We start from the raw sequence: 22,172 nt of genomic DNA, 5'->3' as shown, positions 1-22,172 counted from the left end.
GTTCATGCCTCCAACGCCAGGAAGTTGGCGAGCAGGCGCGAACCGACCGCGGCGGAACGCTCGGGGTGGAACTGGGCGCCGAAGCAGCGGCCGCGCCCGGCGACCGCGGTGAAGCGTGCGCCGTAACTGGCGCTGGCCAGGGTGTCGGCGGTGACGGGGGCGGCGTAGCTGTGCACGAAATAGGCCTGATCGCGCTCGCCGATACCGGCGAGCAAACGGTCGGCGACGGCCGATTCATGCTTCTGAAGGAGATTCCATCCCATATGCGGCACTCGTACTCCTGGTCCGGGGGGCAGCCTGGTGATACGGCCCGAAAGGAGTCCGAGGCATTCGACCTCGCCCTCCTCCGAGGACTCGTACAACAGCTGCATGCCCAGGCAGATCCCGAGCAGCGGCTGCTGCAAGCGGCGGATCGTGTCGACCAGGTCGAGTTCGCGCAGTCGGGCCATCGCGGGGGCGGCGGCGCCCACGCCCGGCAAGATCACGCGATCGGCGGAGGCGATCGTCGCGGGATCCGCGGTCAGCATCGACCGCGCACCCAGCCGCTCCAATGCATAACGCACCGAGCCGATGTTCCCCCCACCCGAATCGATGACAGCTACAACCGTCATCACAGAACTCCCTTGGTACTCGGGAGTTCGCGCCCTTGACGGGCGATGGCCTGCCGCAGCGCGCGCGCGACGACCTTGAAACAAGCCTCTATCTTGTGGTGATCGTTATCACCTTCCACGTTCAGATTCAGGTTCAGCCCGGCGGTTTCGCACAACGACCGGAAGAAATGCGGCAGCAGCTCGGTCGGGAAATCGCCGACCTTGTCGCGGGCGAAGCTGCCGGAGAAAACGAAGTAAGGCCGGCCGGAAAAATCCAGCGCCGCGCGCGCCAGGGTCTCGTCCATCGGCAGCACGAATTCGTGCGCGGCCGGCGCGGCCGCGGCCTCGCCCTGCCCCGGGCGCGGCTCGAAGCCGTAGCGGCCGATCCCGCGCTTGTCGCCGAGCGCCTCGCGCAGCGCCTGGCCCAGCGCGAGCGCGCTGTCTTCGATGGTGTGGTGCTCGTCGATGTGCAGGTCGCCCTCGCAGCGCAGTTCCAGGGCGAAGCCGCCGTGCTTGCCGAGCTGTTCCAGCATGTGGTCGAAGAAGCCCAGGCCGGTCGCGACCTGGGGCTCGGCGGCGCGGTCGAGGTCGACGCCGACCTGGATCCGGGTTTCCTTGGTGTTGCGCGTCACCTGCGCGGTGCGCGGGCGCTCGGCCAGCACGTGGGCGATGCCGGTCCATTCCCATTCGCCGCCGAATTCCGCGGTGCGCAGCTGGAACGCGCGGATGCCGAGGTTGGCGGCGAAACCGTTGTCGGTCTCGCGGTCGCCGACCATCGCCGAGCGTTCCCAGTCGATGCCGCGGTCCTTCAGCAAAGGCAGCGCCAGGTCGATGCCGGGCTTGCGCGTGGGCAGGTTTTCGGCCGCGAAGCTGGTGTCGATCAGCACGTCGCGGAACACGATGCCCTGGCTTTCGAACACCTGCATCATCAGCTGGTGCGGACCGTCGAAGGCCCAGCGCGGGAACGACTCGGTGCCCAGGCCGTCCTGGTTGGTGACCATGACGAATTCGTAGCCGGCGTCGCGCAGCTTCAGCAGCGCCGGGATCACGCCGCGCACGAAGCGCAGCTTGGCGTAGCTGTCGATCTGGAAATCCGCCGGCTCCTCGATCAGGGTGCCGTCGCGGTCGACGAACAGGATCGGCTTGAGCGCGCTCATGCGGCCGCTCCCGCGACCGCCGCGGCGCGCAGCGCGCGGCCCAGCACTTCGATCACCGCCGAATTCTGTTCCGGCGTGCCCAGGCTGATGCGCAGCGCATCGCCCAGGCCCGGCGCGTGGCGGAAGTCGCGCACCACCACGCCGGCGTCGAGCAGGGCGTCGAGCGCGGCCTGCGCGTCGTCGAAGCGCACCAGCAGGAAATTCGCCTGCGAGGGATAGACGCGGCGCACACCGGGCAAGGCGCGCAGCGCCTGGTACAGCTTCTCGCGCTCGCTCATCGCGGTGGCCACGCGCGCCTTGGTGGTATTGCCGGGCACCTCGCCGAGCGCGCGCAGGGCCAGGTTCACGCACGGCGTCGGCAGCGGGTACGGCGCCTGGCAGCGTTGCAGCGCGGCGATCAGGCCGGCGTCGGCGATGGTGCTGCCGATGCGCGCGGCGGCCAGGGCGTGGGCCTTGGACAAGGTGCGCAGCACCGCGATGTTGCGCCGCCGCGGCAGCAGGCTCACCGCCGACGCGCCGTCGGCGAATTCGATGTAGGCCTCGTCGACCACGACCACGGCGCGGCCGCTCAGGCGCTGCGCCAGCGCGTCGATCGCCGCCAGCGGCTGCAGGGTGCCGGAGGGATTGCCCGGCGAACAGACGAACACCAGCTTGGCGGCCTCGCGCTCGGCCGTCGCGGCCAGCGCGTCGAAATCGCAGACGAAGCCGTCGGCGCTGTCGCGCAGCGGGGTTTCGACCACGCGTACGCCGTGCAGGCGCGCGCTGACCGCGTACATGCCGAAGGTCGGCGGCGCGATCGCGATGGCGTCGCCGCCGGGGCGGCACAGCGCGCGCACCAGCAGGTCGATGCCCTCGTCGCTGCCGCGCCCGGCCAGCAGTTGCTCGGGCGCGCAGCCGTACAGCCGCGCCAGCGCCGCGCGCAGCGCCGCCGGCTGCGGGTCGGGATAGCGCCGCACCGCGCCGTCGCAGTCGGCCACGCTCGGCCACGCGGCCTCGTTGGCGTTGAGCCAGACCCGGCCGCTGCGGGTGTCGCTGCGCGCCGATTTGTAGCCGGCGAAATCGCGCAGGTCGTCGCGCAGCAGGTCGAGGGGGTTGTCGTCGCGGGTCTGGGACATGGAAGTGCCGATATTGATTCGCTACAGAGTGTGCATTCGTCCGGAACGCGGCCGGGCGGACTCGCTCAGGCGCGCCGCAGGTGCGGCGGGGCGTGCGCATGCTGCGCCGACGCCGCCTGCTCCAGCGCGGCCAGGCGCAGCGCCACCGCCTCGCGGTGCGCGTCCAGGCCCTCGGCCTCGGCCAGGGTCACCGCGCAGGGGCCGATTTCCAGCAGCCCGCGCGGCTGCACTTCCTGCACCGTGATCGCGACCTGGAAGCTGGCCACGTTGAGGCCGCCGGCATAACGCGCCGCGCCGCTGGTCGGCAGCACGTGGTTGGTGCCGCTGCAATAGTCGCCGAGGGCTTCCGGCGCCCAGTCGCCGAGGAACACCGAGCCGGCCGCCTCGACCTGCGCCAGCCACGCGCGTGCGTCGCGCAGGGCCAGGATCAGGTGCTCGGGCGCGTAGCGGTTGCTGACTTGCAGGGCGGTGGCGATGGAGTCGACCCGGATCGAGCGCGATTTGGCCAGCGCGGTGCGCGCGGTGTCGGCGCGCGACAGCCGCGCCAGTTGCGCTTCGAGTTCGACGTCGACCGCATCGAGCAGGCTGGCGTCGTCGCTGAGCAGGATCACCTGCGAATCGGCGCCGTGCTCGGCCTGCGACAGCAGGTCGGCGGCGACGAAGTCGGCGCGCGCGCCGGCGTCGGCGATCACCAGCACTTCCGACGGGCCGGCCGGCATGTCGATGGCGGCGCCGCCTTCCAGCAACGCGACTTGGCGCTTGGCTTCGGTGACGTAGGCATTGCCGGGCCCGAACAGCTTGTCGCACTTGCCGATGCTTTGCGTGCCGAACGCCATCGCCGCGATCGCCTGGGCGCCGCCGACCTTGTAGACGGTGCCAATGCCGCAGCGCCGGGCCGCGCACAGCACCGCCGGATCGGCGCTGCCGTCCTTGCGCGCCGGCGTGCACAGCACCACTTCGCGGCAGCCGGCCAGCCGCGCCGGCACGCCGAGCATCAGCGCGGTCGACGGCAGCGGCGCCGAGCCGGCCGGCACGTACAGGCCGACCCGCGGGATCGGCCGCAGCACGCGCTCGCAGCGCACGCCTTCGGCGGTGTCCAGGGCGTAGGCCGGGGTCATGCCGGCGGCGTGGAAGCGTTCGATCCGGCGCGCGGCCTCGTCGATGGCGGCGCGCAGCGGCGCGCTGACGGCGGCTTCGGCGGCTTCGAATTCGGCCGCGCTGACGGCGAAGTCGGCGGGCGCGGCGCCGTCGAAACGTTCGGCGAAACGGCGCAACGCGGCGTCGCCGTCGGCGCGCACTTCGGCGACGATCGCGGCGACCGTATCGGCGGTGGCCTGACGGGTTTCCTGGGCCGGACGGCGCAGCGCGCCGGCGCGTTCGTCGGCGCTCAACGCGTTCCAGTCGTAGCGCGGCATGGCGGCGGGCGCGTTCATGCCAGCATGCCCTCGACCGGCAGCACCATCAGCCCGCGCGCGCCGGCGCGCTTGAGTTCTTCCAGCCGCTGCCACGTCACCGCGCCGTGGCACAGCGCCTGCAGGGCGACATCGTCGCCGTCGTCCAGGCGCATCACCGTGGGTTGTTCGGCGTCCGGCAGCAGCGGCAGCAGCTCGGCCAGCAGCCCGCGCGGGGCCTGGAACATCAGCAGCTTGCTGTTGCGCACGCGCAGCGCGCCGTCGAGCCGGCGCAGCAGCAGGTCGGCCAGTTCGCCGCGCACGTCGTCGAAGCGCTCGGTCGGGCCGGCCAGCACCGCCTCGCTTTCGACCAGGGTCTGCACCGCCTTGAGCTGGTTGGCCGACAAGGTCGCGCCGCTGGAGACCAAGTCGCAGATCGCCTCCGCCTGACCCAGCCTCGGCGCGATTTCGACCGAGCCCGACAGCAGCACCACCTGCGCGTCCACGCCCTGCTGCGCCAGCCACTGCGACAGCAAAGCCGGATAGCTGGTGGCGATGCGCTTGCCGGCCAGGTCCTGCGGCCCCTGCCACTGCCACGCATCGGGCACGGCGATCGACAGGCGGCAGCCGCCGAAACCGAGCGCGCGCCATTCGCGGAACGCCGGCGCGCGGCCGTTGCCGCGGCGGTCGCCGTCCTGTTCCAGCAACACGTTGCGGCCGACCACGCCGAGGTCGCAGACGCCGTCGGCGATCAGGCCGGGGATGTCGTCGTCGCGCACCAGCAGCAGGTCGACCGGCAGGGTTTCGCCGTAGCAGAACAGGCGGTCGCGGCTTTCGCGCCAGCTCAGGCCGCAGGCGGCGAGCAGCGAGCGGGCCGGATCGGCGAGGCGGCCGGACTTCTGGATCGCGATGCGCAGGCGGTCGCGCGGCGCGGCGGCACTGGCGGGAGGGCTCATGGACGTGGGTTCTCGGAGAAAGACGGGACGGGCGGCGGCGGAGGCTGAAGCCGGTCTGCGCGCACCGGCGGCGGACGGAACGGGCCGTCAGCGATGTCGCAGGCCGCGTCGGTGCAGGGCCGCGGCGTAACCGCCGGTGCCGCGTTCGAGCACCCGCGCGACGCGGCCGATGGTGGTCACGCTGACCTGGGTGCGTTCGTGGATTTCGCGGTACGGCACGCCCTCCTCCAGCAGCGGCACCACCCGCCAGCGGTCGCTCATCGCTTCCAGCTCGGCGGGCGTGCACAGGTCTTCGAGAAACGCGCGCACCTGCTCCGGCGTGCGCAGCCCGGACAGCGCCGCGGCCAGTTCGCTCAGCGCGTCTGCGGCTTGGGTTTCGACGGAGGCGATGGCGCGGCGTTTCATGGAGGGGCGGGTCTACGAGGCAGGAAGGACGGCGGAGGACGCGGGCGGAACCGAAACGAAAGGGCCGCCTCGCGGCTTGCCGGGGGCGCGGCCCCGGGTCGGACCGGGACCAATGCATTAATGTGATAACGCGTTAATACATTAACCGTCCCGGTCGCCGTCCGTCAACCCGGCCTGCACGCCGGGGAATTTGCGTTAAGAATCCAGGCACGCGTCGCGCGCCGTCCTGCCGGCCGCGCCGCCCCTCCCTTTCCGGTGCGACGGCTTGCGCCGGCAGGTCCAAGGAAGGTCTCGGCCCAAGGAAGATGAATACGACTCCCGCCCGCCCCGCGCGCCCGTCGCTGCTGCTCCGGCTGTTGCTGCTGCTGTGCCTGTCGCTGTCGGGCTGGGGCCCGGCCGGCGCCGCGCAGAGCCTGCTCGCGCTCGACCGCCACAGCGGCGAAGTCGCGCTCGCCCCGTTCACCGGCTACTACCACGACCCCGGCGGCCGCCTCGACCTGTCCGGCGCCGAACTCGCGCGGGTGCAGGGCCGCTTCCGTTTGCTGCCCGGCGGCAACAGCTCGTTCGGTTTCCAGCGCGGCGCCTACTGGTTCCACTTCGCCGCGCGCAACGCCGACCCCGACACGCCGCGCTGGCTGCTGGTGCAGGGCTTCGCCCTCAGCGACCGGATCGACGTCTACACCCACAGCGAAGGCGCCCTGGCCACTCACCAGGGCGGCGGCGACAGCCTGCCGTTCGCCTCGCGCGCGATCCGCTACCGCCACCCGAACTTCTGGATCGACCTGCCGGTCGGCGAGCGCGTCGACGTCTACGTGCGGGTGCAAAGCCAAAGCTCGATGCAGGTGCCGCTGACCCTGTACACGCCGAGCGCCTTCACCGAACTGGCGCGCGACGCCCAGCTCGGCATCGGCATCTACTACGGCATCCTGCTGGCGCTGTTCTTCTACAACCTGGTGCTGTGGCTGAGCCTGCGCGATTCGAGCTACTTCTGGTATCTGTTCCACATCTGCGCGTTCGGCCTGGTGCTGCTGACCTTGAACGGCCTGGGCTTCGAATACCTGTGGCCGGATTCGCCGTGGCTGGCCGACCATTCGGTGCCGCTGTCGATCTGCCTGGCCCAGGTCGGCATGCAGCAGTTCGCGCGCACCTTCCTCGGGCTGTCGCAACGCTGGCGATTAGGCGACCGCATCGGCCTGGGCATGATCGGTTTCTTCGTGCTGCTGGGGCTGATCGCGACCCAGGCGCCGTACCGCATCGTGACCCCGATCGCCTCGGCTGCGGTGTTCGTCAGCATCGCCTGGATCGCGGTCGAAACCGTGGTGGTGATGCGCCGCGGCTACAAGCCGGCGCGGCTGTTCCTGCTGGCGTGGTCGGCGTTCCTGCTCGGCACCGGCATGTTCGCGGCGATCGCCTTCGACCTGCTGCCGAAGGTGTTCATCACCGAATACGGCGTGCAGATCGGCTCGGCCCTGGAAATGCTGCTGCTGTCGGTGGCGCTGGGCTACCGCTACGCCTCGCTGCGCAACGAGAACGAGCGGATCGTGCGCGAGGCCAAGGACCAGCTCGAACAGAAAGTCGAGCAGCGCACCGGCGAGCTGCGCACGGCGCTGGCGCAACTGGAGAAAGCCCACGACCGCCTGCGCGAAACCGCCCAGCGCGACGGCCTGACCGGCCTGCACAACCGCAGCCATTTCCGCGAAGCCTTCGAATCGCTGCTGCACCGCGCGCGCCGGCAGCGCCGGCCGCTGGCGCTGATGATGATCGACCTGGACCACTTCAAGCAGATCAACGACCACCACGGCCATCTGGTCGGCGACGAATGCCTGCGCTGGGCCGCCGGCCTGATCTCGCAGACGCTGGCGCCGCACCACGCCTTGCTGGCGCGCTTCGGTGGCGAGGAGTTCGTCGCCGTGCTGCCCGACCACGACCTCGCCGCCGGCTCGCAGGTGGCCGAAGCGCTGCGCCTGCGCCTGCGCGCGCAGCCCTGCCCGAGCCGCAGCCACGACATCCCGGTCACCGCCAGCATCGGCGTGCACGAGATCGCGCCGGATTCGGATCTGGGCGTCGAGGCGGCGTTGCAGTTCGCCGATCAGGCGCTGTATCTGGCCAAGGCCGGCGGGCGCGATTGCGTGCGGATGTGGGGGGCGGCGGCGTGAGCGCGCCGCGTCCGGCTCAGGCCGGCGGCGCGTACATCACATCCGAACGCAGCGCGTACTTCACGCCCTGCTCCACCGCCGAACCCTCGTGCCAGGTGTCGTGCACGAACAGCAGCGCGTCGCCGACGCGCGGTTCGACCCGGAAGCCGCGGAACGCGGTGTCGCCGCCGACGAAGCCTTCGTTGAGATAGACCAGCAAGGTCAGCTTGCTGAGGCGGCCGTCTTCGCTCCACGGTCCGTCCTTGTGCATGCGGAAGCGCTGGCCCGGGCCGTATTTGTAGAAACGCAGCGCGCGCGGCAGGCCGCTGGCGGTTTCGCCGTCGAGCGCCGGCAGGCCGGCCTGCTGCAGGCGCTGCCACAGCCGTTCGACCCATGGCGGCGATTCGAACACCACGCGCTCGTTGTTGCGCACATGGGCCATCGATTTTTGCCCGCCGTCGGCGGTGCGCACGCCGGCGGGTTCGAAGCCATGAGTTTCGGCCAGCGCGACCAGCTCCGCGCATTCGGCCGGCGTCAGCAGGCCGATCACGGAGAAGGCGGTTTCGGTGTGATGGACGAGGTGCATGGCGGCAGTTCCAGTGCAAACGGCCCCTCCCGGGATCGGGAGGGGCCGGGGCGGATCAGTCCTGCATTTCCGCGCGCACCGCCGACAGCACGCTGCCGTCGCGCACCAGTTGCACGGCCAGCGCGACTTCGCCGTCCAGGGCGCGGTCGTGATCGAGGAACGCGATCGATTCGCGCAGCTTGGCGTGGGCGATCGCGACCGCGCGGCCCGGGCGGAATTCCTCCGCCGCCGACAGCTCGGCGCGCAAGCCTTCGACTTCGGCGAGGAAGCCGGCGTGCTCGTCCGCGCCGGCCGCGGGGCCGCCGGACACCTTCGCCGCCAGGGTCGCGGCGTCGGCGCGGTCGGCCAGATCGCGCGCGGCGTTGATCATGTCGCGGCGCAGGTCCAGCGCCTGGGCGGCGGTATACAGCTCCAGGCCCAGCACCTTGCCGAGGTCGTCGGCCATCGCCAGCACGTGGCGCGCCTCGTTGGCGCCCATCGACACGTGGTCCTCGGCGTTCGCGCTGGTCGGAATCGAATACACCGAGGCCGGATGCGCGCGGCTGGCGAGGTCGTTGACGATGGCCGCGGCGGTGTACTGCACGATCATGTGGCCCGACTCGGTCGCGTCCTCGTTGCCGATCAAAAAGCCCGGCAGGCCGTCGTTGGTGGCCGGGTCGACCAGCTTGTTGAGGCGGCGCTCGGAAATGCTCGCCAGCACCGGGATCGCGGCCTTGACGTAGCTCATCGCCAGCGCCAGCGGCATGCCGTGGAAATGGCCGGCGGAGATCACCTGCTGCTCGACGTGCTCGGCCTGCGCGTCCGGGAATACGATCGGGTTGTCGGTCAGCGAGTTGAGCTCGATCTCCAGCACCCGCGCGGCCTGGGCGATGGCGTCGCGCACCGCGCCGTGCACCTGCGGAATGCAACGCAGCGAATAGCTGTCCTGCGGCTGGTGCTTCTTGCCGCCGCGGAACGGACGGAAACGGTTGTAGAACTTTTCGCGGCCGTGGCGCTGGCCGAACGGCACCCAGTCCCAGCCGATGTCGAAGCTCAGCTGCTGCGCCGCTTCGGTGTCCCAGCTCTGCGGCAGCCACGGGCGGAAGCGCGGCACCAAATGATAAGGAATGTCGGCCAGGGTCGAGCCGTCGAGCAGCTTGCGCAGGTTCTCGGCGACCTTGACCTGGCCCGGATGCGGACGCAGCGCATGCACTTCCGGCGCGAACGCGCCCAGGCGCCCGGCGAACGCGTCGATGGTCATCGCCGCGGCGAGGTCGGCGGTGTCGAGCAGGTCTTCCAGCTTGTTCAGCGCCAGCACGCCGCAGGCCAGCATCTGCGCGGTGCCGTTGTTGAGCGCCAGGCCTTCCTTGTACGACAGCTGCACCGGCGCCAGGCCGGCGCGCGCCAGCGCCTGCGCGCCCGTCAGGCGCTCGCCTTCGAAGAAGGCTTCGCCGCCGCCGAGCAGGACGATGGCCAGATGCGACAGCGGCGCGAGGTCGCCGCTGGCGCCGACCGAACCCAGCTGCGGCACCACCGGCACGATCCCGGCGTTGAGCATCTGGGTCAGCGCCTGCAGGGTCTGCACGCGGATGCCCGAGTGGCCGCGCATCAGCGTGTTGATGCGGATGCACAGCATCGCGCGCACGATTTCCGGCGCGAACGCTTCGCCCACGCACACCGCGTGGGTGACGATCAGATTGCGCTGCAGTTCTTCGTGCAGGGTTTCCTGCGAGCGCTTCGCGCCGGGCAGTTGGTCGCGCAGGTGGTGCGCGCCGAGCAGGCGGTCGGCGTTGCTGCCGAAGCCGGTGGACACGCCGTAGATGGGCTCTTCGCGGCGCACCTGTTCGGCCAGGAAATCGGCCGCGCGGGTCACCGCCGGCAGTTGTTCGGCGGACAGTTCGACCTGCGCGCCGTAGGCCACGGCCACGAGCTGGGACCGCGTCAGCGAGCGGCCGTCGAGTCGGATCTTGTTCAAAGCTGGGGTTCTCCGCATCGCACCCTGGCGATCATCTGCACGGCGCCGGCGGATCGGCGGCGCGCATACTCGGGAGTCGGTGCGTCAGACAAAAGGAAACCGCGGCGCATCGGGACGATGCGGACCGCGGCGGGGGTGTCGGCTTGCGCCGATAGTGCTGCCTGCGCCGGCACGGGCCGGCGCGGCGAATGACGAGGGCGACAGCGATGTCGGTGCGCGCGCGACGCCGGGCGCGCGCGCAGGACGCGCGCGCGCTCGCCGCCGTGGGCGCACCGTGGGGTCACTTCATGACCCGCGACTGTTCCAGCTCGACCCGCAGGGTGCGGGCGAGTTCGCTGCGCGCGACTTCGAACTGGTCCTCGCGGCGCAGGTCCTTGACCGTGGCGGTGCCCTTGGCGATCTCGTTCTCGCCGAGCACGACCACGAAGCGGATGCCGGCGCGGTCGGCGTACTTGAACTGCTTGCCGAGCTTGGACGGCTCCATCACCGCCTCGGTGTTGAGCCCGGCCGCGCGCAGCTCGCTGGCCAGCGCCAGGCACTGCGGCAGGTGCGCGTCGTCCATCTGGGTGACCAGCACTTGCACGCTGCTGTCGGCGGTGCTGACCAGTTTGGCTTCCTGCAATTGCCAGAACAGCCGGGTCAGCCCGATCGAGATGCCCACGCCGGGCAGCTTGGACTTGGTGTAGTGGCTGGCCAGGTCCTCGTAACGCCCGCCCGAGCAGATCGAACCCAAACCCGGGTAGTCGTTGAGCGTGGTCTCGTAGACCGTGCCGGTGTAGTAGTCCAGGCCGCGGGCGATGGAGAAGTTCAGCGCGTAATTGGCCTCCGGCACACCGAGCGCGCGGATCAGCTCCAGCACTTCGCGCAGCTCGGCCACGCCCTGGCGCAGCGAGTCGTTGCCCTCGCCCAGCGCGGCCAGCTTGGCCAGCGCGTCGGCGTGCGAATCCGAGCGCACGCCGACGAAGTCGAGGATCCGGTCCGCGACGTCCTCGGCCAGGCCGAAGCTGCTGCCGATCAGGACATCGCGCACGTAGTCGGCGCCGCGCTTGTCGAGCTTGTCGACCTCGCGCAGCACCAGCGCCTGCAGCTCGCCGTCGGCGATCCCGTTGGCCTCGAAAAAGCCGCGCAGCAGCTTGCGGTTGTTGAGCTGGATGGTGAACGCGCCGATGTCGAGTTCGGAGAACACCGCGTAGATGCAGGCCGGCAGCTCGGCGTCGTAACGCACGCTGAGGCTGTCCTTGCCGATCACGTCGATGTCGCACTGGTAGAACTCGCGGTAGCGGCCGCGCTGCTGGCGCTCGCCGCGGTACACGCGCTGCATCTGGTAGCGGCGGAACGGGAACGCCAGTTCGGCCTCGTGCTCGGCGACGTAGCGCGCCAGCGGCACGGTCAGGTCGAAGCGCAGCGCCAACTCGGGCGTGCCGCGGCTGTCGCCGTCCTGCGCGTTGTTGGCGCGCGCACCGGTCGACTCGACGAAATACACCTGCCGCTCGGTCTCGCCGCCGGACTTGGTCAGCAGCACCTCGGTCAGTTCCATCACCGGCGTTTCCACCGGCAGGAAGCCGAAGCGTTCGAAATTGCGGCGGATCGTGTCGAGCATGCGCTGGAACGCGATCTGGTCGCGGGGCAGCAGCTCCATGACGCCGGGCGGGGTGCGGGGCTTGATCAAGACGGACTCCGAAATCACAGCAAAAGACGCGAAAGGACGGCCCGGAACGGGCGCGGCGGGCGCCCCGGCGGGGACGCGCCGCGGGCGTCGCCGGCAGGCCGCTTAGTTTAGCGATTGCGCGGCTCCGGGGCGGCCATGGCGCACGCATCGCCGCTCGCCGCCGCCGGAAGGCGCCGCCGCGGACTTTGCCGATGCGGCGCCGAGCCCGCCACGACGCGGTTTTCCGGCCGTCCGGGACCGGCGGCGCAATCGAAGTGAAACTTTTCTGTCGTCCCCTCTTGCACGCCCCGGTGAGCGCCGCTAGAATTTGCGGCTCACGAAGTCGGGGTGTAGCTCAGTCTGGTAGAGCGCTACGTTCGGGACGTAGAGGTCGCAGGTTCGAATCCTGTCTCCCCGACCAATCGTTTGTACGAGAAAACCGGCCCAGCGCCGGTTTTTTTGTGCGCGCTGTTTTCGGCGCGGCCGCCGGCGCAACGCCGGACTTCGCCGGCGTCCGGCATTGCTCCAGCGCAGCGGCGGCAGCGGCCGCGCGCCGCAGCGATCGCTCCGGCGCGAATGCGATGATTCCGCGTCGCCCCGCCCGCCGCAGGTGCCGCATGCTCGATCCCGCTTACGCAACGATGTCGCCGCCGGAACGCGCCAACCACTGGGTCATGCTGCTGCACCGGCAGATGCGCTGGGCCGGCGAAGACGGCGTGCGCGAAATCAGCATCCTCGACCGCGCCTTGCTCGAGCAGATGCGCCGCGACGATCCCGACGTCGATGCCCTGTTGCCGATGGTGCTGACCCGCCTGGCCGCGGGCTGGATGCGCGAGCCGGCCGGGTTCGTGGCCCAGGTCAACCGGCAGATGGGCACCGCGTTCGAAGTCGACGCGGCGACCGCGGCCACCCTGCCCGGCCGGCCGATGCCGGGACAAGCCGAACGGCCGCCGCCGCAACCCGCGCCGCGCAAGCCGTGGTGGCGCTGGTGGTGAGATGAAGCCGCTGCGCAGCGTCCTGATCGCCGGCCTGTCCGGCGCCGGCAAATCCGCGACCGTGCGCGAACTGCGCGAACGCGGTTTCGATGCGATCGACCTCGATACGCCGCAGTGGTCGCACTGGGTCGAGTCCGATCCCGCCGATGCGCTGACGCCCGGCGAAGGCCGCGACTGGGTCTGGCGCGAAGACCGCGTCGCCGCGCTGCTGGCCGATCCCGCAGCCGCGCCGCGGTTTCTCGCCGGCACGGCCTCGAACATGGAAGCGTTCTACGAGCGCTTCGATGCCGTGGTGCTGCTCAGCGCGCCCGAGGACTGCCTGCTGCGGCGCCTGCGCGAACGCGGCGCCGGCGAATACGGCCACCGCGAACAAGACCGGGCCAAGCTGCGCGAGCTGATCGCGCAGGTCGAACCGCTGCTGCGCGAATCGGCCGATGTCGAGATCGATTCGTCCGGCCCGGTCGCCGCAACCGTCGAAGCCCTGCTGCAGGCCTTGGGCCTGCCTGCGCTGATGCCGGCCTGACCGGCGCGGGTTACGCCGTCGCCGCCACCGCGGCGTCGGCCGCCGCTTCGCCTTCGTCGTCGGCCGAGACCTCCGCCAGGAACGTCGCCGTCGGTGCGAAGAACAGCGAGCCGGTGACCGCGCGGCTGTAATCCAGCAAACGGTCGTAATTGCCCGGCGGGTCGCCGACGAACATGTTTTCCAGCATCCGCTCGATCCGCCGCGGCGAACGCGCATAGCCGATGAAGTAGGTGCCGAACTCGCTCTTGCTGGCGTCGCCGAACGGCATGTTGTCGCGCACGATGCTGAGTTCTTCGCCGTCTTCCTCGATCACCGTCAATACGTTGTGCGCGTATGAAGGCTTGGCCGCGTCGGCGAGTTCGACGTTGGACAGCTTGTGTCGGCCGACGATGCGCTCCTGCTGCTCCACCGGCAGGTTTTCCCAGCCTTTCAGATCGTGCAGGTATTTCTGCACGATCACGTAGCTGCCGCCGGCGAAACCCGAATCCTCGTCGCCGACCAGGGCCGCGTCGAGCGCTTCCTGGTCGACCGGGTTCTCGGTGCCGTCGACGAAACCGAGCAGGTCGCGCTGGTCGAAATAGCGGAAGCCGTGGGTTTCCTCGGCCGTGTCCACCGCATCGCCGAGGCGCGCGAGGATCTGCTGGGTCAGCTCGAAGCACAGGTCCATGCGTTCGGCGCGGATATGGAACAGCAGATCGCCCGCAGTCGCGACCGCGCGATGGCTGCCTTCGATCGCGCGGAACGGATGCAGCTCGGCCGGCGCGGGCGCGCCGAACAGACGCGTCCAGGCCTGGTCGCCGAACGCCAGGATGCACGACAGGCGGCCGTCGAGATCGCGGAAACCGACCGAACGCAGCAGGCCGGCCAGATCGGCGCACAGCGCGCGCACGGTTTGCCGATGCTGCGGCTCCGGCCGCAAGGTCACCACGAGAAACACGGCCGAACGGGTCAGGCCTGCGACGATGGGTTGGGCGACGACGGATGCCACGGGCTACCTCTCGATGGTTCGCGCAAGACGGCTGCGGAGTGCGCCCCGCAGCCGCGTTCAGGCGGCGATGATAGCGCCGCACGCAGCGAAATCCGCGCGTTCCGCGCGGCACGGCCGGGCCCCGGGTTTGAGCCGCGCGCCCGCACGGTGCTAGATTCGGCCAGGACTTAACGATGGACGGAGCGCATGCGCAGGCCAGCCGATCTTCCTGAATCCGAGCAATCGGCCGAGACCGACGGCGCCGCGCCGGCGTGGCCGCGCGAGCCCTTGAGCCCGCAACGCCTGCGCGACGCCGAAGTCGCCCAGGCCCAGGCGACGCTGAAACGCGAGTTGGTGCGGGTGTACGCGCTGTCGTGCGGAGCGAGCCGGCCGAAGGGCTGAAACGTATGGATGCACGCAGGGAACGCGTGAATATGGATCGGGCGATGTGGCGCGATGCGGCGACTTCGCGCTTGATGTATCGACTCAACCTGGCCGGCGCGAGCGTACAGGCTGGACTGAGCCTGATGCTCTCCTCCACTTACGAACTCTATCTGCCGCACCGCGTCGGGCATCTGTTTCCGGCGGCTTCGGTGGTCGTGGCGGCGTTGTGGGGCGCGCTGTGCGTGCTGCTCTGCCTTACCGACTTGCGCTTGCGCACGCGTGCGGACTTGGCGGCGGTCTTGTTGCCGTTCGCGCTCGCGGCGGTCTCCGCGTGGGTCTGTCAGATGCGTTACGTGCAGCAGCTGTGATTTGACGGGATCGCTGAGGTGCGCCGGTTGTCGAGGTGTCGCGGTCGCGGCTCGCGCCGCTCCTACAGGTAGCTCATGTAGGAGCGGCGCGAGCCGCGACCGCGACACCGCATACACCGGCGACACCCGGACCACACGGGCATCTCCACGACGAACCATCGCACCGACACCGCGCTTACGCCGACTCCCCCACCCCTTCGCGCTCCCGCAACAAATCCCCCACCCGCACGAACCCATACCCCTGCGCGCGCAGCGCCGGCACCAGTTCGCGCACGATCTCGACGATGCGCGGCCGCGCCCGGCCGTGGTCGTCGTCGCCGTCGTGCAACAGCACGATCGCGCCGGGATGGGCCTGCGCCAGCACCGCGCCGGCGACGCAATCGACATGGCCGGGCGCGTCGGGTTCGAGCCAGTCGCAAGGATCGATCGACCAGCCGGCGACGGTGTAGCCGTGCTGCGCCAGCAAGTCGACCTGGTCGGCGCGGATCTCGCCGAACGCCGGACGGAACAGCTGCGCCGACAACGCGTCGGCGCCGGCGCGGCGCAGTTCGGCCGCGGCCGGCGCCACTTCTTCGCGCAGCAGCGCGTCGGCGTCCAGGCCGTTGGCGTCGGCATGGCTCATCGAGTGGTTGGCCAGTTCGTGGCCCTCGGCGAGCATGCGCGCGCTCAGCCACGGCGTCGCGCGCAGCAAACGCCCGACGCAGAAGAACGTGGCGACCACGTCGAGTTCGCGCAGCGCGGTCAACAGCGCCGGCGTCGCCTGCCCCGGGCCGTCGTCGAAACTCAAGGCCACCGCGCGCCGGCGCGGCAGGCCGCGGCCGAGGTAGGCGCGCGGGCGCTGGGCGAGGAAGGCGTGATAGTCCATGCGCGCCCTCAGCGGGTCATCCAGCTTTTGCGGCCGCCGCGCAGTTCGTCGAGCAGGCCGATCAGGTTGGCCGGCAACAGCAGCACGTCGATGACGGTGTTGTAGACCGACACCAGCAGCAGATCCAGCGGCCCCAGTTGCAGCCGCTCGCGCGCGTGCAGCACCGAGACGAAGTTCAGCGCGGCCATCAGCAGCCAATTCAGCGCCGCCACCGCCAGCAACGCATGGTTGCGGTACAGCAGCCCGCCGGCCGCGGCCAGCAGCAGCGTCGGCACCAGCGCCGACTGCGCCCACAGCAGCCACCACGGCAGCATCTTCATGGTCCGCGGCCAGGAGATGCGCCAGGCCACGCGGAACGATTCCAGGCGCCCGCGCGCCCAGCGCCGGCGCTGGCGGAACAAACCGCCGAGCGTGGTCGGGCAGATCGTGTACGCGACCGCGTCCGGCGCGTAGGCGATCGAATAGCCGTGGGCGAGCGCGCGCCAGGTCCAGGCGATGTCCTCGACCAGCCACTCGCCCCAGCCGCCGAGTTCGCGGATCACGTCGGTGCGGTGCAGCGAGAACGCGCCGGCGACCACGTTGACCGAGCCGAGCTTGCTCTGTACGTAGCGGATCGCCGCCAGCGCGCCGATGTGTTCGTAGAACTGCAGACGGTGCAGCCACGACTGGTTGCGCCCGGCCGGCACGATCAGCCCGCAGGCGGCGGCGTGGCGCGGCGAGGAATACAGCGCCTCGACCGCGCTGCGCAGCGCGCCGGGCAGGATCACCGTGTCGCTGTCGATGACCGTGACCACTTCCGAATCCGGCGACAGCTGCGGCAGCGCCGCGTCCAGGGCCAGCCCCTTGGCGCCGCCGTTTTGCGCGCGCGCGATCAGCGCATAGCGTTTGCCGCGCGGTTGCGCCAACCAGTGCGCGACCGCCGCAGCGGTCGCGTTGGTGGAGCCGTCGTCGACCAGCAGCACTTCCACCGGCCCGGGATAGTCGTTGCGTTCGATCGACTCCAGCGTGCTCAGCAGCGAGTCTTCCGGCTCGTTGTAGAACGGCACCAGGATCGACACGAACGGATAGCGCGCCAGCGCCCGCGGCGGCGGCCGGCGCAGCTGCCGCCACGCGGCCCAGCCGATCAGGAACATCAGGCAGGCCAGCAGGATCAGGGTGGAGAAGCCGACGACGCCGGTCAGCACGAACTGGCTGAACACGAACTCGTCGAAACCGAACTGATTGAGCATGAGGCGGCGCATCCGGCGTACGCGGGCACGGCCGCGCCGCGCGGATTCGCGCATGCGCTGCGGGCTCGCAGGGTCTGATTGGCAGACCGGACGCGTCGATACGGGCGCCGCCGATGCGGTGCCCGCACGCCTGGTGCTGAAGCTTGCGGATGGAGCGGACGAACGACTGCGGGGGAACGCTGATCCGACCAAGGCCGGCGCGGAAGAAAACGTCTGGGCGGCGCCGCGTATGCGGCCGATCCGATTCGAGGTTTCCGACGCCGTCCGCGCGGCGCGAGCGCGATGCATCGCCGCGCTTTCGCAACGAAGAATGAAAGCTGCGCACGATTTAATCTGTGACGGCGCCGTGCAGTTCCGCGAAGCTTGCGCGCATCGCCGCTCGACACGCGTTCGCGCATGGGAGAAGAATCGACGCGCCCGTCCCGTGCCCGAGCCGCCGTCATGAATCCGAAATTTTCCGCCTCCGCCGCGCCCGCGTTCGAACCGCGCTTCGACATCGGCGCCCACCGCATCGACTGCGGACGCGAGCCGCACGTGGACACCCACCAGGGCGCCGACGAACGCGCCAGCTGGCCGCTGCTGGACTACTCCGGCTGCGAGCCGACCGAAGACCAGGCCGCGATCAACCGCTGGCTGCAAGGCGCCGCGCTCGACGGCCTGGACGTGCTGCACGTGGGCACCGGCAACTCGTCGGTAGCGCGGCTGCTCGACGGCCGCGCGCGGGTGGTCTCGGTCACCGTCGCCCGCGGCGAATTCGAACACGCCCAGTCGCTGGGCCTGCGCGACTACCGCGTGCACCTGTTGAACAAGCACAGCCGCGACTTCGCCGAACGCTTTCCCGCCGCCGGTTTCGACTGCGTGCTCGACAACAACCTCGCCAGCTTCGCCTGTTGCCAGCTGCACCTGGAACGGTACTTCGACGCGCTGGCGCGGCTGCTCAAGCCCGGCGGTTTCGTGCTGACCCATTGGCTGGGCATGCAATGGACCCTGGATGTCGGCGTCGACGACGTCGAGCCGGTGTGGCGTCTGGACGCCGGCAAGCTCGAAGCCATCGCCGCCGCGTTCGGCTTCGAGGTCGAGCGCCAGGGCGAACTGTTCTTCCTGCGCCGCCCGGCGCTGGCTTGAGCGAACCGACTTGAGCGAGCCGACGTGAGCGCGCGCCGCGGCACGGCCGCGCGGCTGCTGCGGATCGGCCGGCGCGACCCGCGGCCGGCGTGGCTGCTGCTCGACAATCTGATCACCACCTTCGGCGCCGCGTTCACCCTGATCGCGCTGCCGTTCCTGGTCATGCGCCTGAGCGGCCGCGCGCTCGACCTCGGCGCGGTCGCGGCGATCGAGGCGCTGCCGAGCCTGGTCCTGCTGTTCGGATTCCGCGGCGCGCTCGACCGCTTCGACCCGGCGCGGCTGCTGTGGTGGTGCCGCGCGCTGTACGTCGCGATCAACGCCGCGCTGGCCGCGGCGACCTGGTTCGACGCGATGACCTTGCCGCTGATCTATGCGCTGGCGCTGGTCGGCGGCATCGTCTGGGCGGTCGCGTATCCGGCCGGCCGCGCCTGCTTCGGCCTGTACCTGCGGCGCGGCCTGCTGGCGCCGGCCAATGCGGTGTTCGCGCTTGCCTCCAGCGTGGCGACGATGGCGATGCCGATGCTGGCCGGCGGCCTGATCCTGTCCTCGTCCGGCCCGCACGCGCTGGCCACGGCGTTCGCGGTCGATGCGCTGTGCGTGGCCGCGTCGCTGCCGTTGATCGCGGCGCTGCGCCGGTACGGGCCGGCGCGCGGGCGCGAGCCTGCCGGGAACGACGCCGCGGCGACGAACGCAACGGCCGCAACGGCTCCCGCCATCGCGCGCAGCTACTACCTCTACCTGCTCGCCAGCACCCTGCTCGCATTCGGCCCGGTGCAGATCCTGCTGCCGGTGCTGCTGGTGCAGCGCCACGATCCGCGTTATCTGGCGATCTATGCCGCGCAATTCGTCGGCGTGTCGCTGGCCGCCGCGCTGGCCGCGCGGCGCCCGCCCGAACGCATGGAGCGGACCTTGTACGGCGTCGCCGGCTGCTGGCTCGCGGCCGCCCTCGCCTACGCCCTGCTCGGCTGGGGCGCGGCGGCGTGGCCGCTGGCCGCGACGGTGCTGGCGTTCGGCCTGCTCGCCGCGGCGAGCAACCATTACGGCATCCGCTCGCTGTCGTGGCTGCAGCGCAGCGCCGATCCGCGCCGGATGGGGCGCGAGATGACCTGGTTTTCGGCTGCGACGATGGGCGCGATGCCGCTGTCGGCGCTGGCCACCGGCTGGCTGGTGCAAACCCGCGGCGTGTCCGCCACGGCGCTGGCGCTGGCGGCCGCATTGACCGCTTGCGCGTTGATCGGCGCCTTGCATCTGCATCTGCGCGCGACCGTCGCGCGGGCTGCTCGCCCGCGCGACGGCGCGGCGTCGCCGGCCGCATTTGCGGCCGACGACTGAAGCGTCTTACTTGGTTTGCAGGCCGTACATGAACGTATTCGGGATGCCGAGCAACGGGCCGTCCGGCCCCGCGATCGGCGCGGTCCACAGACTGCCGTTGAGGTAGTTCGGCTGGCCCAGCGAATACAACCCGGCTCCGACCGTCGCCAGCGCGTTGAGCGCCTGCTTCTCGGTCGGCGCCGCGCCGTAATAGGTCACCAGCGTGCGCGTCGCGCCCGGCGCCAGCGAACCCAGACGGAAGTCCATGTGCGAACCGAGATCGCCCGGCCCGTTGTCGGTCATCGCGCCCGTGGTCGGATGCACGGCCAGCGGATCCAGCGAGGTGAAACCGTTGTTGTTCCAGCCCACCAACAGCGGCGACGAGCCGGCCAGGGTGATGTACTCCGAGAAGGTCATCGGCGGCACGTCGTAGTCGATGCCGCGGGTATAGCGCAGATCCTTCACCGTGGTCCGGCCGATGTTCTGGATCGCCACGTCGACGCGATACAGGAACGGCGTCGTCGACGGGGTGAAGCGATGCACGACGCGGAAGGTGCTGCCGACGGTGACCGACGAGGTCGCCCGGTCCATCGGCCCCGACGTCGGCAAGGTCAGCGGCGCGGCGACGACGTTGGCGCTGCTGCCGCAACGCGAAGCGTACGCGGTGATCGGCGCGGCCGAATCGGCGTTGGCCACGCCCCAGCCTTCGCACGGCGCGCCGGGCGCCGAGGCCTCGCCGTTGGTCGACATCAAGCGCAGGCCGACCAGGGTGGTGCCGTTGAGCCCCATCGACATGCCGATCGCCGGGCACTCGATGTTGAGGTAGCCGGCGGCGTGCACGCCGAGCCTGACGGTGCCGTTGTCGATCACGCCCGGGCAGCCGTTCGGCGGGTCCCGCTCGCAGGCGTACTTCCAGTCGCTGGCCGCGATCCACTCGGTGCTGGCCGCGGACCACTTGTCGATGCGCTTGGGATCCGGCCGCGTTTCCTTGTAAGGCAGGTCCACGCCCACGCCTTCAGGCTTCCAGTCTTCCGTGCAATCGGTCTTGAGCACCGGGTCGCTCTGCACGAAGTAGACGTCCTGCGGATCGCCCGAACCGTCGCGATCGATGCCGGTGTAGCCGGCGAGCACGAAACGGTCGCCCTTGCGGTCGATCGCGTAGATCGCTTCGTTCTTGCGCACCGGATCGCCGTACAGGCGGCCCAGCGGGCCGGCGGCGTACTGGCGCAGGTCGGCCGGATTGGCGGCGAAGCTGAAGCCTCGCGTGCCGTACAGGGTGCCGGCGACGGCGAGCGCGCCGTCGTTGCCGTCGATGTCGCGGGCTTCGACCACGTCGAACGCGCTGAACCCGCCCTTGTCGGGCTCATACCAGTCGGCCTGCGCCTTCGGCTCGCAACTGCCGCGGCCGAAGCGCGCGAGGTACGGCCGCGGCAGCGCGCCTTCCGACGGGCCGCGCGCCTCGCCGACCAGCACGCTGTCGCCGTTGTAGCCGCGCGACAGCAAGGCGGTGAGGCCGAAGAAATCCCGATGCTCGCGCTCGTCGCCGAGGGTGGTGGCGCACACCGGCGCGCCGTTGGCGTCGGTGCGCAACATCAGCGCCTTGCGCGTGCTGGTCGCGGACGCGCCGCCGGCCACGACCAGGTCGGTGAACGCGCCGGTCGCGGCGAGGTTCTCGGTCACCGCGCGGAACTGCAGCACCGGCCATTCGCGGCCGTCGTAGCGCTGGTCCCAGATCACGTTGCCGCCCAGGCCCAGGCGCACGATGCGACCGTAGGTCCGGCCCTGGCCGAGCAGGATCTCGTCGCCGACGACCACGATGTCGCCGTTCGCCGAGGAGGTCAGCGCTCCGCTCTGGATCAGGTCGTAGCCGGTGGCGAGCGTGTTGCCATCGCCGTTCTCCAGCACCGTGGTCCAGACCATGTTGCCCGCGCAGTCCACATTCATGACGTAGATGCGCGAGCTGCCATTGCTGCCGCGCACCGAGCCGGTGACGGCGAAGCCGCGCCGCTCGCTGAGCTCGACGATGCCCAGGCCCGAGGAGAACTTGGCCCCGGCGATCAAATACGCGCGCTGCCAGGTGCCCGGCGCGGCGCCGTCGCTGACGCCGTTGTCGTCCATGCGCGTGATCAGCACCTGGTCGGAACTGCCGTTGCGCCGGGTCGCGACGGTGACCGAGCCGCCGCCCGGACATTGGTTGACGGATTTGACGTCCTCGCCGGAGTCGCGCCAGTCGGGGCGTCCGTAATACGTCTCGAAATTCTGCGCCTGCGCCAGCGGCGCAGCGAGCAGCAACCCGGCCGTCAGCGCCGCGGCGAAGCGCCGCGGCCCGGGCCGTGTGAGTCCCTTCGTGTCCATGTCAGCCTCGTTTGCGGAACGGATCCGCGCAGGGCCGGCGCGTGCGCGGAGGCACCGGCAGTGTGGGCTAGGCTTGCTGGCGTCGCGCGAACGCGCGGCGCGAACGATTCGCG

Annotated in this window: 21 protein-coding genes and 1 tRNA gene; 9 read left to right on the top strand and 13 right to left on the bottom strand. The window is 70.6% G+C overall.

Annotation, left to right across the window (positions count from 1 at the left end; genetic code table 11):
• Positions 1-2 precede the first annotated feature (2 nt).
• The 6 genes from hisH to JHW38_RS00915 form a co-directional block, all read right to left on the bottom strand.
• Positions 3-611 (bottom strand): imidazole glycerol phosphate synthase subunit HisH, encoded by a 609-nt coding sequence (gene hisH / locus JHW38_RS00940; RefSeq protein WP_207524175.1) that lies wholly within the window; start codon positions 609-611, stop codon positions 3-5.
• Positions 611-1,747, bottom strand: a complete 1,137-nt coding sequence (gene hisB, locus JHW38_RS00935) for a bifunctional histidinol-phosphatase/imidazoleglycerol-phosphate dehydratase HisB (RefSeq protein WP_207524174.1) — start codon at positions 1,745-1,747, stop codon at positions 611-613. Before hisB ends, hisH begins: the two co-directional genes overlap by 1 nt.
• Positions 1,744-2,862, bottom strand: a complete 1,119-nt coding sequence (gene hisC, locus JHW38_RS00930; protein WP_207524173.1) for a histidinol-phosphate transaminase — start codon at positions 2,860-2,862, stop codon at positions 1,744-1,746. The genes hisB and hisC overlap by 4 nt, the downstream gene beginning before the upstream one ends.
• Positions 2,863-2,927: 65 nt before the next feature.
• Complete coding sequence (gene hisD / locus JHW38_RS00925; RefSeq protein ID WP_207526204.1) at positions 2,928-4,277, bottom strand: histidinol dehydrogenase; 1,350 nt, start codon at positions 4,275-4,277, stop codon at positions 2,928-2,930.
• A 14-nt stretch (positions 4,278-4,291) separates the two neighbouring features.
• Positions 4,292-5,209, bottom strand: coding sequence for an ATP phosphoribosyltransferase (hisG, locus tag JHW38_RS00920; RefSeq protein ID WP_207524172.1), 918 nt, complete (start codon positions 5,207-5,209; stop codon positions 4,292-4,294).
• Between the two features lie 87 nt (positions 5,210-5,296).
• A complete protein-coding gene (locus tag JHW38_RS00915) occupies positions 5,297-5,614 on the bottom strand; it encodes a YerC/YecD family TrpR-related protein (RefSeq protein ID WP_207524171.1) in 318 nt (105 codons plus the stop codon).
• A gap of 305 nt (positions 5,615-5,919) precedes the next feature.
• Here JHW38_RS00915 and JHW38_RS00910 point away from each other — a divergent pair, with 305 nt between their 5' ends.
• Positions 5,920-7,770, top strand: coding sequence for a sensor domain-containing diguanylate cyclase (locus JHW38_RS00910; RefSeq protein WP_207524170.1), 1,851 nt, complete (start codon positions 5,920-5,922; stop codon positions 7,768-7,770).
• Positions 7,771-7,786: 16 nt separating this feature from the next.
• On the opposite strand, the gene JHW38_RS00905 is transcribed toward JHW38_RS00910, so the two are convergent.
• The 3 genes from JHW38_RS00905 to hisS form a co-directional block, all read right to left on the bottom strand.
• On the bottom strand, positions 7,787-8,335 hold the full coding sequence (locus JHW38_RS00905; RefSeq protein WP_207524169.1) for a prolyl hydroxylase family protein: 549 nt from the start codon (positions 8,333-8,335) through the stop codon (positions 7,787-7,789).
• A 55-nt stretch (positions 8,336-8,390) separates the two neighbouring features.
• Entirely contained in the window at positions 8,391-10,289 is a 1,899-nt protein-coding gene (locus tag JHW38_RS00900) for an HAL/PAL/TAL family ammonia-lyase (RefSeq protein WP_428995279.1), read from the bottom strand.
• Between the two features lie 280 nt (positions 10,290-10,569).
• Positions 10,570-11,958 carry a histidine--tRNA ligase gene (hisS, locus tag JHW38_RS00895; RefSeq protein ID WP_207524167.1) on the bottom strand — a complete coding sequence of 463 codons (1,389 nt, stop codon included), beginning with the start codon at positions 11,956-11,958 and terminating at the stop codon, positions 10,570-10,572.
• A gap of 323 nt (positions 11,959-12,281) precedes the next feature.
• Here hisS and JHW38_RS00890 point away from each other — a divergent pair.
• The 3 genes from JHW38_RS00890 (at position 12,282) to JHW38_RS00880 (ending at position 13,455) form a co-directional block, all read left to right on the top strand.
• Positions 12,282-12,358: transfer RNA gene (locus JHW38_RS00890), tRNA-Pro, on the top strand.
• A 196-nt stretch (positions 12,359-12,554) separates the two neighbouring features.
• Positions 12,555-12,932 carry a hypothetical protein gene (locus JHW38_RS00885; RefSeq protein WP_207524166.1) on the top strand — a complete coding sequence of 126 codons (378 nt, stop codon included), beginning with the start codon at positions 12,555-12,557 and terminating at the stop codon, positions 12,930-12,932.
• 1 nt (position 12,933) lies between these two features.
• Positions 12,934-13,455, top strand: coding sequence for an AAA family ATPase (locus tag JHW38_RS00880; RefSeq protein WP_207524165.1), 522 nt, complete (start codon positions 12,934-12,936; stop codon positions 13,453-13,455).
• Positions 13,456-13,465: 10 nt separating this feature from the next.
• On the opposite strand, the gene JHW38_RS00875 is transcribed toward JHW38_RS00880, so the two are convergent.
• On the bottom strand, positions 13,466-14,443 hold the full coding sequence (locus JHW38_RS00875) for a Dyp-type peroxidase (protein WP_207524164.1): 978 nt from the start codon (positions 14,441-14,443) through the stop codon (positions 13,466-13,468).
• 186 nt (positions 14,444-14,629) lie between these two features.
• Between JHW38_RS00875 and JHW38_RS00870 the strand changes: the two genes are divergently transcribed.
• Both JHW38_RS00870 and JHW38_RS00865 read left to right on the top strand, forming a co-directional pair.
• Entirely contained in the window at positions 14,630-14,824 is a 195-nt protein-coding gene (locus tag JHW38_RS00870; RefSeq protein ID WP_207524163.1) for a hypothetical protein, read from the top strand.
• A gap of 5 nt (positions 14,825-14,829) precedes the next feature.
• Positions 14,830-15,174: a hypothetical protein gene (locus JHW38_RS00865; RefSeq protein ID WP_207524162.1), complete on the top strand. Its 345-nt coding sequence runs from the start codon at positions 14,830-14,832 to the stop codon at positions 15,172-15,174.
• 175 nt (positions 15,175-15,349) lie between these two features.
• Here the strand turns inward: JHW38_RS00865 and JHW38_RS00860 are convergent, their stop codons facing one another.
• Positions 15,350-16,039, bottom strand: a complete 690-nt coding sequence (locus tag JHW38_RS00860) for a polysaccharide deacetylase family protein (RefSeq protein WP_207524161.1) — start codon at positions 16,037-16,039, stop codon at positions 15,350-15,352.
• An 8-nt stretch (positions 16,040-16,047) separates the two neighbouring features.
• Entirely contained in the window at positions 16,048-17,268 is a 1,221-nt protein-coding gene (locus JHW38_RS00855) for a glycosyltransferase family 2 protein (protein ID WP_207524160.1), read from the bottom strand.
• Positions 17,269-17,320: 52 nt separating this feature from the next.
• On the opposite strand from JHW38_RS00855, the gene JHW38_RS00850 reads away from it, so the two are divergent.
• Genes JHW38_RS00850 through JHW38_RS00840 form a run of 3 tightly spaced genes read left to right on the top strand, consistent with a single transcriptional unit; the run spans position 17,321 to position 19,725 of the window.
• Positions 17,321-17,713, top strand: a complete 393-nt coding sequence (locus JHW38_RS00850) for a hypothetical protein (RefSeq protein ID WP_207524159.1) — start codon at positions 17,321-17,323, stop codon at positions 17,711-17,713.
• Complete coding sequence (locus JHW38_RS00845; protein WP_207524158.1) at positions 17,710-18,393, top strand: SAM-dependent methyltransferase; 684 nt, start codon at positions 17,710-17,712, stop codon at positions 18,391-18,393. The genes JHW38_RS00850 and JHW38_RS00845 overlap by 4 nt, the downstream gene beginning before the upstream one ends.
• 24 nt (positions 18,394-18,417) lie before the next feature.
• Positions 18,418-19,725, top strand: coding sequence for an MFS transporter (locus JHW38_RS00840; protein WP_207524157.1), 1,308 nt, complete (start codon positions 18,418-18,420; stop codon positions 19,723-19,725).
• Between the two features lie 6 nt (positions 19,726-19,731).
• On the opposite strand, the gene JHW38_RS00835 is transcribed toward JHW38_RS00840, so the two are convergent.
• Positions 19,732-22,059, bottom strand: a complete 2,328-nt coding sequence (locus JHW38_RS00835; RefSeq protein ID WP_207524156.1) for a hypothetical protein — start codon at positions 22,057-22,059, stop codon at positions 19,732-19,734.
• Positions 22,060-22,172 lie beyond the last annotated feature (113 nt).

It is taken from the genome of Lysobacter enzymogenes (assembly GCF_017355525.1).
In the GTDB taxonomy this organism is placed as follows: Bacteria; Pseudomonadota; Gammaproteobacteria; order Xanthomonadales; family Xanthomonadaceae; genus Lysobacter; species Lysobacter enzymogenes_C.
Note: the sequence above shows the minus strand (reverse complement) of the source record. Positions and strands in the feature narration are given on the sequence as shown.